General features: G+C 62.3%; 11 protein-coding genes. 5 read left to right on the top strand and 6 right to left on the bottom strand.

Annotated features, from left to right (window positions below; translation table 11 throughout):
• Positions 1–43 precede the first annotated feature (43 nt).
• Both RS897_RS22640 and RS897_RS22635 read left to right on the top strand, forming a co-directional pair.
• On the top strand, positions 44–1,954 hold the full coding sequence (locus tag RS897_RS22640; RefSeq protein WP_315830958.1) for a TRAP transporter large permease: 1,911 nt from the start codon (positions 44–46) through the stop codon (positions 1,952–1,954).
• A gap of 59 nt (positions 1,955–2,013) precedes the next feature.
• Entirely contained in the window at positions 2,014–3,021 is a 1,008-nt protein-coding gene (locus RS897_RS22635) for a DctP family TRAP transporter solute-binding subunit (protein WP_315830957.1), read from the top strand.
• 176 nt (positions 3,022–3,197) lie between these two features.
• Here the strand turns inward: RS897_RS22635 and RS897_RS22630 are convergent, their stop codons facing one another.
• From RS897_RS22630 to RS897_RS22610, 5 genes are all read right to left on the bottom strand, one after another.
• On the bottom strand, positions 3,198–3,560 hold the full coding sequence (locus tag RS897_RS22630) for a PRC-barrel domain-containing protein (protein ID WP_315830956.1): 363 nt from the start codon (positions 3,558–3,560) through the stop codon (positions 3,198–3,200).
• Positions 3,561–3,633: 73 nt separating this feature from the next.
• The gene (gene trpS / locus RS897_RS22625) at positions 3,634–4,659 is read right to left on the bottom strand and encodes a tryptophan--tRNA ligase (protein WP_315830955.1); all 1,026 of its coding nucleotides are present in this window, start codon (positions 4,657–4,659) and stop codon (positions 3,634–3,636) included.
• 269 nt (positions 4,660–4,928) lie between these two features.
• Positions 4,929–6,215 (bottom strand): MFS transporter, encoded by a 1,287-nt coding sequence (locus RS897_RS22620; protein ID WP_315830954.1) that lies wholly within the window; start codon positions 6,213–6,215, stop codon positions 4,929–4,931.
• A gap of 250 nt (positions 6,216–6,465) precedes the next feature.
• Positions 6,466–7,791, bottom strand: coding sequence for an ABC transporter substrate-binding protein (locus RS897_RS22615; RefSeq protein ID WP_315830953.1), 1,326 nt, complete (start codon positions 7,789–7,791; stop codon positions 6,466–6,468).
• A 246-nt stretch (positions 7,792–8,037) separates the two neighbouring features.
• Positions 8,038–9,813 carry a flavin-containing monooxygenase gene (locus RS897_RS22610; protein WP_315830952.1) on the bottom strand — a complete coding sequence of 592 codons (1,776 nt, stop codon included), beginning with the start codon at positions 9,811–9,813 and terminating at the stop codon, positions 8,038–8,040.
• 320 nt (positions 9,814–10,133) lie between these two features.
• Here RS897_RS22610 and RS897_RS22605 point away from each other — a divergent pair, with 320 nt between their 5' ends.
• Together RS897_RS22605 and RS897_RS22600 are read left to right on the top strand one after the other, a co-directional pair.
• Positions 10,134–11,327 (top strand): hypothetical protein, encoded by a 1,194-nt coding sequence (locus RS897_RS22605; protein WP_315830951.1) that lies wholly within the window; start codon positions 10,134–10,136, stop codon positions 11,325–11,327.
• A gap of 78 nt (positions 11,328–11,405) precedes the next feature.
• A complete protein-coding gene (locus RS897_RS22600; protein WP_315830950.1) occupies positions 11,406–12,179 on the top strand; it encodes a DUF6807 family protein in 774 nt (257 codons plus the stop codon).
• Between the two features lie 253 nt (positions 12,180–12,432).
• Here the strand turns inward: RS897_RS22600 and RS897_RS22595 are convergent, their stop codons facing one another.
• The gene (locus RS897_RS22595; protein ID WP_315830949.1) at positions 12,433–13,470 is read right to left on the bottom strand and encodes a glutamine synthetase beta-grasp domain-containing protein; all 1,038 of its coding nucleotides are present in this window, start codon (positions 13,468–13,470) and stop codon (positions 12,433–12,435) included.
• 510 nt (positions 13,471–13,980) lie between these two features.
• Here RS897_RS22595 and RS897_RS22590 point away from each other — a divergent pair.
• Positions 13,981–14,166 (top strand): DUF2735 domain-containing protein, encoded by a 186-nt coding sequence (locus RS897_RS22590; RefSeq protein ID WP_315830948.1) that lies wholly within the window; start codon positions 13,981–13,983, stop codon positions 14,164–14,166.
• The last annotated feature ends 89 nt before the right edge of the window (positions 14,167–14,255 follow it).

The raw sequence follows: 14,255 nt of genomic DNA, 5'->3' as shown, positions 1-14,255 counted from the left end.
TTCACCACCATGCGCAAGGTCATTTGCACGAACACTGAACACCGTGTCGCACGCTGATCGCGCCGACGGGCTGCTGGCCCCGGCCGTGACTGACGCTGTGCCGCGCGCCGAGGTCGCGCGCGACCCCGCCATCATCCGCGCCATCGACGCGACAGCCGAAACGCTGGTCGTGGTCGCCCTGTTCGGCGAGCTCACGCTGGTGCTGATGAATGTGGTGGCGAGGGTCTGGCTGCATCATTCCTTTCTCTGGACCGACGAACTGGCGCGCTTCGCGCTCTCCGTGCTCGCCTTCATCGGTGGCGCCGTGGCCTATCGCCGGCATGATCACGCCTTTGTCCGCGTGGTGCTCGACCGGCTGCCGGATCAAGGCAGCCGCATCCTGCTCGCGCTGGCCGACATCGTGGTGCTGTTCGTGTGCGGCATCACGGGTGTCGCCTCGATCGAATTCCTGGCGTCGAGCTGGAACGAACTGACCCCGATCCTGCAGTGGCCGGCGGCGCTGATCGGCTCGCCGCTGCCGATCGGCATGGCACTGCTCGCCATGCACGCCATTCTCAACCTGCGCCGCAACCACGGCACGCTGGCACTCTGGGTCGGCGCAGTGTTCCTCGGCACCATCGCCATCGCGGCGCTGACACGCGATATCTGGCTGCCGCTGCTCGGCGACGATGCGGCGATCATGGTGGCGCTGATATTATTCTTTGCCGCGATCCTCGCCGGCGTTCCCGTCGGCTTCGTGCTGCTGCTTGCGACCGCCACTTATCTGTGGGGCACCGGCACCGCCTCGCTGGTGGTGCTGCCGCAGACCATGGTCAACGGCACCGGCAATTTCATCCTGCTGGCGGTCCCCTTCTTCATTCTCGCTGGCCTGGTGATGGAGCGCGGCGGCATCAGCATCCGTCTGGTGCGCTTCATCCAGGTGCTGGTCGGGCACATGCAGGGCGGCCTGCTGCAGGTGACGGTCGCCAGCATGTATGCGGTGTCCGGCCTCTCCGGCTCCAAGCCCGCGGATGTCGCCGCCGTCGGCACCGTAATGCGCAAGCAACTGACCGAACGACACGGTGCGCCGGAAGGCGCTGCGGTGCTCGCCGCCTCCGCGGTGATGGGCGAGACCGTGCCGCCCAGCATCGCCATGCTGATCGTCGGCTCGATCACCAACGTCTCGGTTGGCGCCATGTTCATCGGGGGCCTGGTGCCGGCGGCGGTGATGGCGCTGTGCCTGATGGTGATGATCTGGTTCCGCGCCCGCGCCGCCGGCCTGCCGCGGATGCCGCGCGCGCCGGCGAGCGAAATCGCCCGCGCCGGCCGCGACGCCATCCTGCCGTTGCTCATGCCCGGATCGCTTTTGGTCGGCATCCTCGCGGGGGTCGCGACCCCGACCGAGATCGCGGCGCTGGCCGTGATCTATGGCGTGGCGCTCTCGGCACTGGTCTACCGGGAGCTGACGCTCAAGAGCCTGCTGCGCATCGTCGCCGACACCGCGGCGATGACCGGCGTGCTGCTGTTTATTTTCGCCGCCGCCTCGGCTTTTTCCTGGACACTCACTGTCGCCTATCTGCCGCAGCGCCTGGTGCTGCTGCTGCAAGCGACCGGCGGCAGCACCGCCGTGTTCATGGTGTGCTCGATCATCCTGCTGATCGTGGTCGGTGTGCTGCTCGAAGGACTGCCCTCGCTCAACGTGCTGGCGCCGCTGTTGCTGCCGATCGCCGGCAAGCTCGGCCTCAGCGAACTGCACTATGCGCTGGTGCTGATCATCGCCATGGGCATCGGCGGCTTCATGCCGTTCGCCGGTGTCGGCTTCTACGTCTGCTGCGCGGTGATGAAATGCAACATCGAGGAAGCGTCGCGCGCCATGCTGCCCTATCTCGTGGTGCTGATCGCGGGCCTTCTGATCGTCGCCTTTGTACCCTGGTTCACGCTGTTCCTGCCTGCCTATTTCGGTTTCCGAGGTTAGCGGGCCCATCGCATTGCAATGACTTGATACCAACAAACAAGAGAGACTTGGAGGATACCATGGATCGCAGACAGTTCATCAAGGTGACGACCGCCGCCGCAAGCTTCACCATCGCCGCCCCCGCCGTGCTTCGCGCCGCCGGCATCACCATGCGCTTCGCGCACTTCGCCGACGAAAACCACCCCGCCAACATCGCGGCCAAGCAGTTCGCCGCCAATGTCGAGAAGCGCACCGACGGCGCCGTCAAGATCGCGATCTTCCCCAACAACCAGTTGGGCGGACCGCCGGAACAGGCGCAGCAGATCAAGCTCGGCACCATCGACATGGGATTGCCGACCCAGGGCCAGCTCGACAAATACGAGCGCGCCTTCGCCGCGATCCTCTTGCCCTTCATCTTCAACGGCCGCGCCGACGCCTTCCCGATCCTCGACGGACCGGTGATGGAGTGGGTGGCGCCGCTCGCCGAAAAACAGGGCTTCATCCTGCTGCGCAACTGGGAATACGGCTTCCGCAACGTCACCAACAGCGTGCGGCCGATCAACGTCCCCGACGACATGAAGGGCCTGAAGATCCGCACCCCGCCGGAGCTGCAGATCCAGGCCTCGATGGAGGCGTTGGGCGCCACGGTGCAGGCGATCGCCTTCCCCGAGCTTTACCTCGCGCTGTCGCAGAAGGTGGTCGACGGCGAGGAAAACCCGGTCGCAGTGATCTTCTTCAACAAATACAACGAAGTGCAAAAGCACCTCGCGCTGACCCAGCATGTCTACAACAACATGATCCACACCATCGGCGTCAACAGCTGGAAGAAGCTGACATCGGAGCAGCAGACGATCTTCCGCGAGGAAAGCAAGACCTCCGGCGAACTGATGCGCAAGCTGATCGCGGATGCGGAAGCCGACCAGCTCAAGAAACTGGAGGCCGCCGGCATGCAGATCACCATGCCCGATCTCTCGCTGTTCCGCGCCCGGATGGAGCCGGCCTACAAGCGGATCTCGGATTATTCCGGCGGCGACAACGTGAAGACGTTCCAGGCCATCGTGGAGAAGTTTCACAAGGCGAAGGGGTGAGTTGAAGAGAGAACCGCGGTTGAACGTCCGCGCTACTCCACACTCTGCGTCATGGCCGGGCTTGTCCCGGCCATCCACGTCTTACTTGCTGCACTACCGCTAAGACGTGGATGCCCGGCACAAGGCCGGGCATGACGGAGTGGGTGTTGTGACTCATAGCCTAACCGGTGCGGCCCCTACACCATAGCAACCCCATAGTACGAATTCACGCTGCGGGCGCGGGCGGTGTCGTTCCAGTTCCACTCGGACTCGGTGGCGTAGCTCGGCGCCTTCTCGAGTTTCTCCACCGGGATCATCGACTGATAACCGCCGAGTTCGGTGTTGTACTTCAGCGATGACCACGGCAGCGGATAATGATCGTCGCCGATGCCGAGAAAGCCGCCGAAGCTGAGCACGGCGTAGGACACCTTGCCGCTGACCTTGTCGATCATCACCCGCTCGATCGAGCCGATCTTTTCGCCGTCGGCGCCGTACACCGCGGTTCCCTCGACTTTGTCACTGCCGATCAGAGTTCCGGTTTCACGTGCTGCTGTTGCCATGACTGATCTCCCTGTTGTGAGGAAGACCAACCACCCGCCGCGCACCTCGTTCCCGGATTCTTCGATGGGGGCATCATGCAGGTGGGAGCACTGACAGCCCGAGCGCGCCGCGCAGCTCGTCGAGCGTCGCCTGGGTGCGTTCGCGTGCGGTCCGTGTTCCCCGCCGCAATAGATCGATCACAAAGCCCGGATCACGGCCGAATTGTTCCCGCCGCGCACGAATTGGCGCTAGCACATGCTGCAGCAGATCTTCCAACCTGCGCTTGACCGCCACGTCGCCGAGACCACCCCTTCGATATTGCGCCTTCAGTTCCGCGACCGCAAACCGATCCTCGTCGAACGCGTTGAGATAGGTGAAGACGACATTGCCCTCTACCTTACCGGGGTCGGTAGCACGCAGATGGGCGGGATCGGTGTACATGCGCCGCACCGCGTTGCTGATGCCGTTGGGCGAGGCGGAGAGCAGGATCGCATTGCCTTGCGACTTGCTCATCTTCGCCTTGCCGTCGACACCCGGCAGCCGGCCCACCTCTGCGAATAACGCCTTCGCCTCCAGCAGAACATCACGGCCAATCTGATGATTCAGCCGACGCACGATTTCGTTGGTCTGTTCGATCAGCGGCGCCTGATCCTCGCCGACCGGAACCACGGTGGCCTTGAAGCCCGTGATATCGGCGGCCTGCGCCACCGGATAACACAGGAAGCCCGCCGGGATATCGCGCCCGAATCCTCGCGCCTGGATCTCATCCTTGATGGTCGGGTTGCGCTCGAGTCGAGCGACGGTAACAAAGTTGAGATAGAGCAGCGTCAACTCCGCCAGCGCCGGCAAGGCGGACTGTACGCAGATCGTGGTCAGCGCCGGATCGATGCCAACCGCGAGATAATCCAGCGCTACCTCAAGCACGTTGCGGCGAATCTTATCGGGATCGTGCGCATTATCGGTGAGCGCCTGGGTATCGGCGAGCAGCAGGAACTGCCGATGGGTCGATTGCAGTCGGACGCGATTTTTCAGCGATCCGGCATAGTGGCCGAGATGCAGCGGACCAGTAGTGCGGTCGCCGGTCAGGATGATGGGGCGATTGTCGGGGGCAACGGGCATTTTCGGTCTCCAAGGGATGGAGCCGCCGCGCCGGACACGATTGCCAAAGAGATCAAAACTTCGCCTGCCCGAACACGGCGGCGACGGTCAATGAAACATCAGGACATGACGACGTGCCGCTCCTTAAAAGGAGCGCCACCAATTGCAACGAGCGAGGGTCATCATGCTGGTCATGGGCAGCGTGATGCCATGCTGCCGCATGCCTTGGCAAGAGATATCCGCATCCATCAACGTCGGCCCGACGACCGCGAGCCGGATAACGCACCTTGTCAGGCCGCCTTCGCAAGCGCCTCGCTCTGCGCCGGCACCGGCGCCGCCGGATAAGCTCCCAGCGACAGGAACAGCAGCGCGGGGATGATCTGCAGGATCGCCAGCATGAACAGCGGCGTGGTGACGCTGTCGTAAGCGGCCGAAATCTGCGCGAACGCCGTCGGTCCGACGGTGGCGCCGAGGAAGAACGCGAACAGGAACCAGGCGAAAATCTTCGACACGGATTTTGTGCCGAAATAGCGGCTGGCCAGATACGGCAGCAGATCGGTTTCGCCGCCGATGGCAAAACCCGAGAGGATGGCGGCAACATAGATCACCGCATGTCCGCTGACGTTGCCATAGACCAGCGCGCAGCAAGCCGAGATCACCACCGTGAGCACACCGACATAGGGCGCATGCACCCGGTCCAGCAGATAGCCGAAACAGATGCGGCCGAACAGGACGGCGACACCGCCCGCCGCCTGCACCTTTGCCACCTCGGCATGGCTCAGGCTCGCGGTCTTGGTCAGGATGTACACGATGTTGGGCACGATGGCGTAGAACGACATGCCGATCAGCGCAAAAGCCACTGCGAGTTTCCAGAACGTGGCGGTGCGGATGATCTCTGCGACCTCCATGCCCGTATCGGCAGCTTGCGCCGCTACGACGCTCTCTGCCGGATCGTCACCGTCCGCCCGCAACCCGTAGGGCACCGGCGAGTCCTTCACCAGCCATCCGACCAGCGGCAGACACACCACGAGTTCGAACACCGCGAGCACCAGCAGCGCGGTCGACCAGCCGTGGTTCGCGATCAGCTTCTGGCCCACGATCGGAATTACAAACGACCCCACCGCCTGCGCACTGGCGGCGAGCCCCAGCGCCAGGCCGCGCTTGCGGTTGAACCACAGCGCAATCGCCCGGGCATAGGACAGCACATTGGTGCCGGCGCTGATCAAGCCCATCAACGCGAACGCAAGGTAGAACTGGGTCAGCGAGTTGCCGATCTGACTCAAGATGATCAGCGAGACCGCGAAGGCCGTGATGCTGTACATGGCGAACCGGCGCGATCCGAAACGGTCGAGCGGCCAGCCGCAAAACGGATAGATCAGTGTCTGCAGCAGCAGGAACAGGGTCGCTGCCCTTGCGACCTCAGGCTGGGTCCAGCCGAAATCGTGCGCAATGGCACTGCCGAACAATGCAAAGCCGGTGGCGAACACCGGCGCGGAGCCGAATGAAATGCCGACACCGGAGCCCAAAACGACCTTCCACCCCGGAAACAATCCTTGAAACGGACCTTGCTTGGCCATGCGATTCCCTCTGCCGGCGTTGTTCGACGGCGCTGCTTGATGCAGATGTAATCGATTTGTCGTGTTTGGTCACGCCGGGCGGATGCGGCATCGCCGCAACAGGGGGTGTCGCAAATCAGTCATGCGTCGATTCGTTGGACCTTGACAGCAGCCCAACATACCGACTCGAAAACAAGGCCGGATAAAAAGGGAGCCTCCGTTCCGGTTTTATCCGAACGGAGGCCGTTAGGTCGCGGTCTCGCCGTTCAGGTCAGACCCGGTACATTCGCTTCAGCTTGCGCTCCGCCGAGGCCATCGCGGTCTTGGTATCTTCGGCGCCGGTTGCGTAGTTGGCGAACATGTCGACCACGATAAAGTCGGCGATCGCGGCCGCGGCGCTCTCGCTCATCTTGCCGGCGCCGGCCGGCGTGTTGGCGAGTTGAGCCACGTTCCGATACGGCGTTGTCTTCGGATCGGCCGTCCACACCGGGTTCTTGTCGTAACCAAGCAGGAAGTGCGAGAGATAGCCCTGCGCCGCCTCGATCCATGGGTTGAACTGCTCCGGCTCCAGCAGGAAGGCCGTGAAGGCCTTGCAGGCCTGCGGATACTTGCTGAAGTTGAAGATCAGGATCGGGAAGCCGAGATGCAACTCCCTGGTCTTGCCGTCGAGGCCCGCCGGCAGATGCGCGTGATTCATGTCTTCGGCAATGGCGGGATTTTCCTTCTTCGCGGTCACGTAGATGGAAATGCCGTTGGTGGTCAAATGCAGCTGGCCAGCCAGGAACGCCTTGTTGTTGGAGGAATCATTCCAGGACGACGTGCCGGGAATGAAGGTCTCGTACAGCGACTTGATGTACTCCAGCGCCTTGGCCGTTTCCGGTGAATTGACAATGACCTTGTTGTCCTTGTCGATGGTGGCGCCGCCGTGGGCCCACAGCGCCCAGTGCAGCCAGCCGTTGGCGTCGCCGGAGGCGTGTCCCAGCGCCATGCCCGCCGGGGTGCCGTTCTTCTGCATCGCCTTGCAGAGTTCGCGGAAGCCACCGAGGTCTTTCGGAAACTCCTTGAAGCCCGCCTTCTCCGTCGCCGCGACGCGGTAGTTCACAAGGCCGCCGGTGGCCGCCACCGGAATGCCGATCCACTTGTTGCCCATCTTGCCATAGGCCTCGCCTGATGGCGCCCATCCCCCGCACTTCTTGCCGAGATAATCGGCAACGTCGGTGACATCGACGCATTTTTCCGGAAACAAAAATGGCAGTGAATAGAGCCCCCACACCATGTCGAGGCCTTGGCCGGTGTTCGCGGCCACCGACGCCTTGGGCTGGATATCGTCATAGGATTCGTTGGAGACGTTGATCTTGACGCCGGTCGCCTTCTGGAAGGCGTCGACGATCTTCATGAAGGCAACGTCCTCGGCCTCCACAAAACGTTTCCATCGCAGCATGTTGATGCTGGCGCCGGCTTCCGGTTTCCAGGGCGCCGTCTGCGCCCACGCTTTCGCATAACCGAGCAACTGATCGGCGGACATCGTGGCCGCGGCGGCAAGCGCACCTGCGCCGCCCTTGAGCAAACGTCGTCGATCGGTCGTGAAATCGCTCATCTCGTCTCCTCCATGCGTGTTGATGTTTGTTGCTTTTTGATCGGTTCGTTGACCGACCGGCATTTTATCGCGCGATCAGCATAGGCACTTCCGGCCGGCTTGTCGAAAGCCAGCGTGACGCAGCAGACTTGTGCTTTCGGATGAATTGCACTGCACAATGATAATGATCCGTAACCCGGGTGAGCGAAGCGATACCCGGGATCACGCGAACGCTCCCCCGGATGTCGCGCTGCGCGCTCATCCGGGCTACGAGACCAAACCCTCTTCCACCGCCTTGATCTGCAAGCCCAGATACTTCGAATTGATCCGGCATTGCGCCAGGCTGCCTGCGATGAACCAGAGGCCGGGCTGCGCCGTGCGCACATACATGTTGCGCAGTTCCTGGGTGTCGCCGAAACCCCAGATCGGGCCGACGCGAACAGCCACCTCCTCACCGAACAGCTTGCGCACCAAGTGCTCCTGGCCCTTGTAGCCGGTCGCCAGCACGACGAGATCGGCCGCGCGCGTCTCTCCGTTGCGCAGGCGCGCGCCCTCAGTGACGAACTCGGCAATCTCGGAAAACTGCAGCAGCTTTATTTTTTGGTCCGCGACCAGGTCCGCGCAGCCGACATTGAAATAATAACCACCGCCGCGGGTCAAGTACTTGAACTGCCAGCCGGTGTTGTCCTCGCCGAAATCGAGCTTGAACCCGAGCGCCTCCAGCCGGTCGAGCAGCGGCTTGTCGAGTTGCCGTCCCCGTTCGGTGAACAGCGCATGGCTTTTTCGCGCCAATTGCAACGGCATCGCGGTCGCGATCAGATCGCAATCGTCGGTCGGTGGTCCCTCGTCATAAAGCGCATACGCCAGCTGCGCGCTTGGCTCGATATTGACGATCAGCGTGGGGCTGCGCTGCACCAGCGTCACCTCGGCGCCGCTGGAATAAAGATCCTGGGCGATGTCATGGCCGCTGTTGCCGGTGCCGAAAACGATCGCGCGCTTGCCCGCCCAGTCTTCGCCGTCGCGATACCGGCTGGAGTGCAGCACGGGACCTGTGAAATTCGCCAGCGTCGGAATCTCCGGCAGGTTGGGAATGCCGCTGACACCGGTGGCCAGCACCACATGGCGCGGCCGCATCTCGCGCACGCTGCCGTCGGCGCGCCGCAGCGTCACGGTCCAGCGCCGCGCGGCGGCATCGTAGCTGCCGCCCTCGAATTCGGTGCCGGTCCAGAAGTTGAGCTCCAAACTCTCGACATAGGCCTCGAACCAGTTGGCGAGCTTGTCCTTCGGAATATAGCTCGGCCAGTTCGGTGGGAACGGCATGTAAGGCAGGTGATTGACCTGCACTTGATTATGCAGGGTCAATGCGTGATAGCGGTTGCGCCAGTTGTCACCGATGCGCTGTTCGCGATCGACAATCAGGGTGTCGACCTTCAACTGGCTGAGACGCGCTGCGATCGAAAGACCCGCCTGCCCGCCGCCGACCACCAGCACGGCCGGATCGCGATCGTCATAAGCCGATGTGGCAGCACGCAGATCGCGCCAGTTCGGCCCGCGGAAATCGCGTGAATAGGATTGCCCCACGGGGCGCGCGCGCCCGAGCTGTTCCTCGAAGCCTTTCAATTCCTCCAGCGAGGTCAGCAGCGTCCACGCTTTGAAAGCATCGCCATCGTCTGCATCGCGGATCAGACGCAGCACGCCATAACCGCGGCCCACGGTGGTTTCGAATTTAAAGATCGCCTCGATGGTGCGCGTGCCGGCTCGGGTCACAGTGCGAGGGGCAGTCCGCGCGGGATCGATCATGAAGCCTGTCGGTCGCGCGTCCCTGGCACAGGACGCGAGTACCGGCACAATCGCATCATGCCCGCTGATGGTTGTCAGGGTCCAGGTGAACGCCAGCACATCGCGCCAATGGCTCTCGGGATGGAACAGTGCCGCGAGCCTGACGCCGTCAACTTGCAACAACGCAGTTTCGAATTGCGCAAGCCAGTTCGCGGCCATCGCCGCCTCCGACCCCGCTGCGACGGCTTCCGATTCAGCCAGCATTTCCAACCCTTCGCGATCGTTTTTGCAACGTCTTCGAGGAGCCGATCTAACACCAGCCAGCCGCACAAGGACAAGGGCACAAGGCCCGCGCTGCGACCAATGCTGCTGCGCGCGTCACGCTTGAATGTGCATTTTAGCACAGCGCGAAACCGGTTTTCGTTTTCTGATGAGCCAAGCCTGAACCAAACGTCCAGCAGCATCGGCTGCATCTCTCCCGGAGCGGCGCTCCGGGCCGAGATCGCGCGCTTGCAGGCCTTCCGTGACCGGCGCTTCGCGGAGTTTTTTTTGAGAGGGACTTTTTGCGAAGAAAGGTGAAACAAATGCTCGATAAACCCGCCTCCGACGTCGACTATCAAGCCGCTGCAATCAGCAACTTCACGGCGCTCGTGAACCTCTACAGCACGAACGACGAGCAATTGAGCCCGGTTTCTTTCTGGAAGCTGGGAAACACGTTCGACACGATGATCGATTTTCTCGACGTCATCAATCCGAACAATGCCAATGGCATCGTCGACATGGTCGTCACGCAGCTCAACGCATCCCTGAAGCATATCAAGGGGGGATACGACGGCGCGTGGTTCGACGATTTCGGATGGTGGAGCGTCGCCACTGAGCGCGCCCTGAACAAGCCGTTCTTCAGCGCGTCAGCCAGGAAACAACTGCAGAACGTCCTCCACGAGTGCTGGCCCCGTTTCACAAACAATGCCCCGTTCGTCTGGCAGCGTCACGATCCCACGACATTCCAGAACTACGGCCCGGTCGTCGATGGTGGCGTGTGGAACGCATATTGGACCGGCACGCCCGATAAATATCTGGGCCCCAAAAACGGTGACCCGAGCAACGGCAGTCTGGTCGGAATCCAGAACACCGTGACCAACACGCTCTACCTGATGGCGGCGCAGCGGCTCGGCCGAACCGATCCCGTCGCACGGATGGCGGCAGAAGCGGAGTTGTCATTCCTGTCCACCTGGCTGAATGAGACAAGCACGCCGCTCTGGTGGACACTCAGCGCCAATGCGGGCCTGGTCCGTGAGCGGGTCGGCCATTTCGCAAACGTGACACCGGCACTGGGTTTTCAAGAGAAATGGGCCTGGACCGGCGACCAGGGACTGATGCTGGGCAGCCTCAGCGATGCCATGCAGAACGCCGCTCCCAATCAGCGCCCGGCACTGCTCGCGCGCGCACAGCAGATCGTCGCGGGCGTTCGCCAGAATCTGGTCGACAGCAATGGCGTGGTGATCAGCTACACGCCGCCGAATTATTCGGTGACTCCACCCATCATCGTTCCTGACGGCGACACGTCCGATTACCAGGTCGGATCCGGCGTTTTCTGGCGCAACTATCTGTATGTCTGGAAGACCAATTCCGCCTTGCGATCCTTTCTCGCCGGCACGGCCTATCAAGACATGCTGCGGGTGAGTGCGAACGCCGCAATGCTCAGCCCCGATAACCCCTCCCTTGAGACACTGGCCAACCAGACAGCCGTCCTGATTGCGGCGACCGCGTTGCTGTAGGGACCACGCAATCGAGCAGGCGGCCGGCCCATCTGCTGGCCGCCACGCACCCGACACACGCCATCGCGAGAGGATGTCATGAACGCGAACCTCGACACCCCCCTGGAGATCCGCGACAGCCATGGCAGGCTATGCGGTGTCTATCACTATCAGGATCCCTTCAAGTCGTTCTTCCGGGGGCTCTTCACTCCCAGCGGCAAGGACGTCGTCGCACCTCCCCCGCCTGACCATCCGCACCACCACGGACTGCAGTTCGGGCTGTGCGCGTCCGATGTGAATTTCTGGGAAGAGAGCCTGTCCGCGGAGCCGTCAAATCGCCAGATTCCGATCGGACGGCAGCAATCCGGTATACCCGCAATGCTGCCTCCGGCCGACGGAATCGGATTCATCCAGCAGGTGGTGTGGGCGAGAGACACGCTCGTCACCTTCCGCGAGACGCGGATCATCTCGGTCACAGCCGTGCCGGGAGCCTTCGTCTGGACATGGCGGACAACGCTGACCGCCGAACGCAATGTCGAGATCATCAAGAGCGTATGGAGCATGGAGCCTGGGCAGATCGGCTATTGCGGCCTGGGTCTGCGCCTCGCGCAGGATCTGTTCGCGGGCGGCAAGGTCTATCCCCCGGGGACGGCCTCCGGCGACACACCCGCGTCGGTGTCCTTTCAGGGCAAAGGCGCGGCGGTGACATTCCAGCAGAACGCGACGCAGGCCAATGCGCTGTTCCTGTCGTTCTATGGTGGCAATCCCGACTTTGCTTTCATGGCTCTGGGACCAACCAACCTGCAGCCCCGCAGCCTCAGGAAGGGAGAGAGCCTTCAAGGCACCTACATCGTGACGGTCGCGGACTGCTAGGGCAACCTCGGCGCCGCATCTCAACGGGATGCTTCAATGGCGCGCGCGGCGAGAAGCGAACAATTGTTGTGAAGGAGCTGCCCGAACGATGAGGCCGGAATAACACGCTCTCAGAAACAAGCCGAGGGGAAGTGACCAACCTCCGCCCCGGCTCTGGCCCGAGCCAAAAGGGGTAGAGCATGGCTCAAGCGTTTCCAACGAGATCTCAAACGACAAGGCCGGGACGCATCCGTCCCGGCCTTGATGTTGTGGCTTAGGCCGCGGCTGCCTTGGCGCCGGCCGGCACGGACGCGATCGTCTTCAGGATCTGCGATGCGATCTGGTATGGGTCGCCCTGGGAGTTCGGGCGGCGATCTTCCAGATAGCCCTTGTAGCTGTTGTTGATGAACGAGTGCGGCACGCGGATCGATGCGCCGCGGTCAGCAATGCCCCAGCTGAACTGGTGGATCGAGGCCGTCTCGTGCTTGCCGGTCAGGCGCAGGTGATTGTCCGGACCGTAGACCGCGATGTGATCTTCGCGGTTGAGTTCGAACGCCTTCATCAACGCTTCGAAGTACTCCTTGCCACCGGTCTCGCGCATATAGGTGGTCGAGAAGTTGGCGTGCATGCCCGAGCCGTTCCAGTCGGTATCGCCGAGCGGCTTGCAGTGGAATTCGATGTCGATGCCGTACTGCTCGGTGAGGCGCAGCATCAGGTAGCGGGCCATCCACATTTCGTCGGCGGCCTTTTTGGAGCCCTTGCCGAAGATCTGGAATTCCCACTGGCCCTTCGCCACTTCGGCGTTGATGCCTTCGTGGTTGATGCCGGCGGCGAGGCAGAGGTCGAGATGCTCTTCGACGATCTTGCGGGCGACATCGCCGACGTTCTTGTAGCCGACGCCGGTGTAGTACGGGCCCTGCGGCGCCGGATAGCCGGCTTCCGGGAAGCCGAGCGGACGACCGTCCTCGTAGAAGAAGTATTCCTGCTCGAAGCCGAACCAGGCGCCTTCATCGTCAAGGATGGTGGCGCGCTTGTTCGAGGCATGGGGCGTGACGCCATCGGGCATCATGACTTCGCACATCACCAGCACGCCGTTGGTGCGGGCGGCGTCCGGATAGACCGCAACCGGCTTGAGAACGCAGTCGGAGCTGTGGCCTTCGGCCTGCATGGTCGACGAGCCGTCGAAGCCCCACAGCGGGAGCTGCTCGAGGGTCGGGAAGGCGTCGAACGACTTGATCTGGGTCTTGCCGCGCAGATTCGGCGTCGGGGTGTATCCGTCGAGCCAGATGTACTCGAGTCTATACTTTGTCATTGCGATCTCTTGCTGAGTTGACGATGCGTAGAGTGAGAAATTCTTCCCAAGGCTGAACTTCCAAGGCTGGCCCGGTCCAATACGTAAACTGGCCACCAACGGCCTGCCCTTTGTTAAGCATTTCTTATGCCAAAGATGACGCCGGCTACCGCGCCGCGTCGAACAGGCCATTGCACCGCAGTGCGCCGAGATGTCGCACCCCCGCTGGCCATTGGGCAGTGCTCCTGACGTTCTCGTAAGCACGCGCAAGTGCAGCAAAATCGCATACTTCTTAGCCAGAGCGAGTCAGTCAGGGCGGAACTGCGCAGGGCGTCGGCAGTAGACCAGGTGTTCGAAGGTCGGAACCGATCCGGCGAGGACGCTCATGCTGAGCCTACACGCACACACACGATATGCTGATATTATAAGCAAACACTGCTGCCATATAAGGCAGGCGGCGCAAATGAGGGGCGACTCCCTATATAATGATTGCCCCGCACGTTCTTGCGCGGCCGATAAGGAGTGCATTTGATGGTTAGTCTATCACCTGGCCAGACCGCCAGGATCTATCAGTTTCCGCTGGGAGGCCGTGCAGGCGTCGCCGCCCAGACAGCCAAGCCCGCGACCGAAGCCGGTCCGCAGCGCATGCCGATCGACGTGTCCGGCTGGTACCACGAGGCCGCGATCGAAGAGACCAAGCGGGGCCTGGACCACTGATGTCGCCGGCAGGACTGACATCCCCGTGTTGCCGCCCGCTGCAGCGCGACCCAACCCAAGAGCCGAAACAAGAGCCGAAACACCATGTT

The sequence above is a fragment of the Bradyrhizobium prioriisuperbiae genome (genome assembly GCF_032397745.1).
In the GTDB taxonomy this organism is placed as follows: domain Bacteria; phylum Pseudomonadota; class Alphaproteobacteria; order Rhizobiales; family Xanthobacteraceae; genus Bradyrhizobium_A; species Bradyrhizobium_A prioriisuperbiae.
This window is presented reverse-complemented; position numbering and strand designations above follow the sequence as displayed.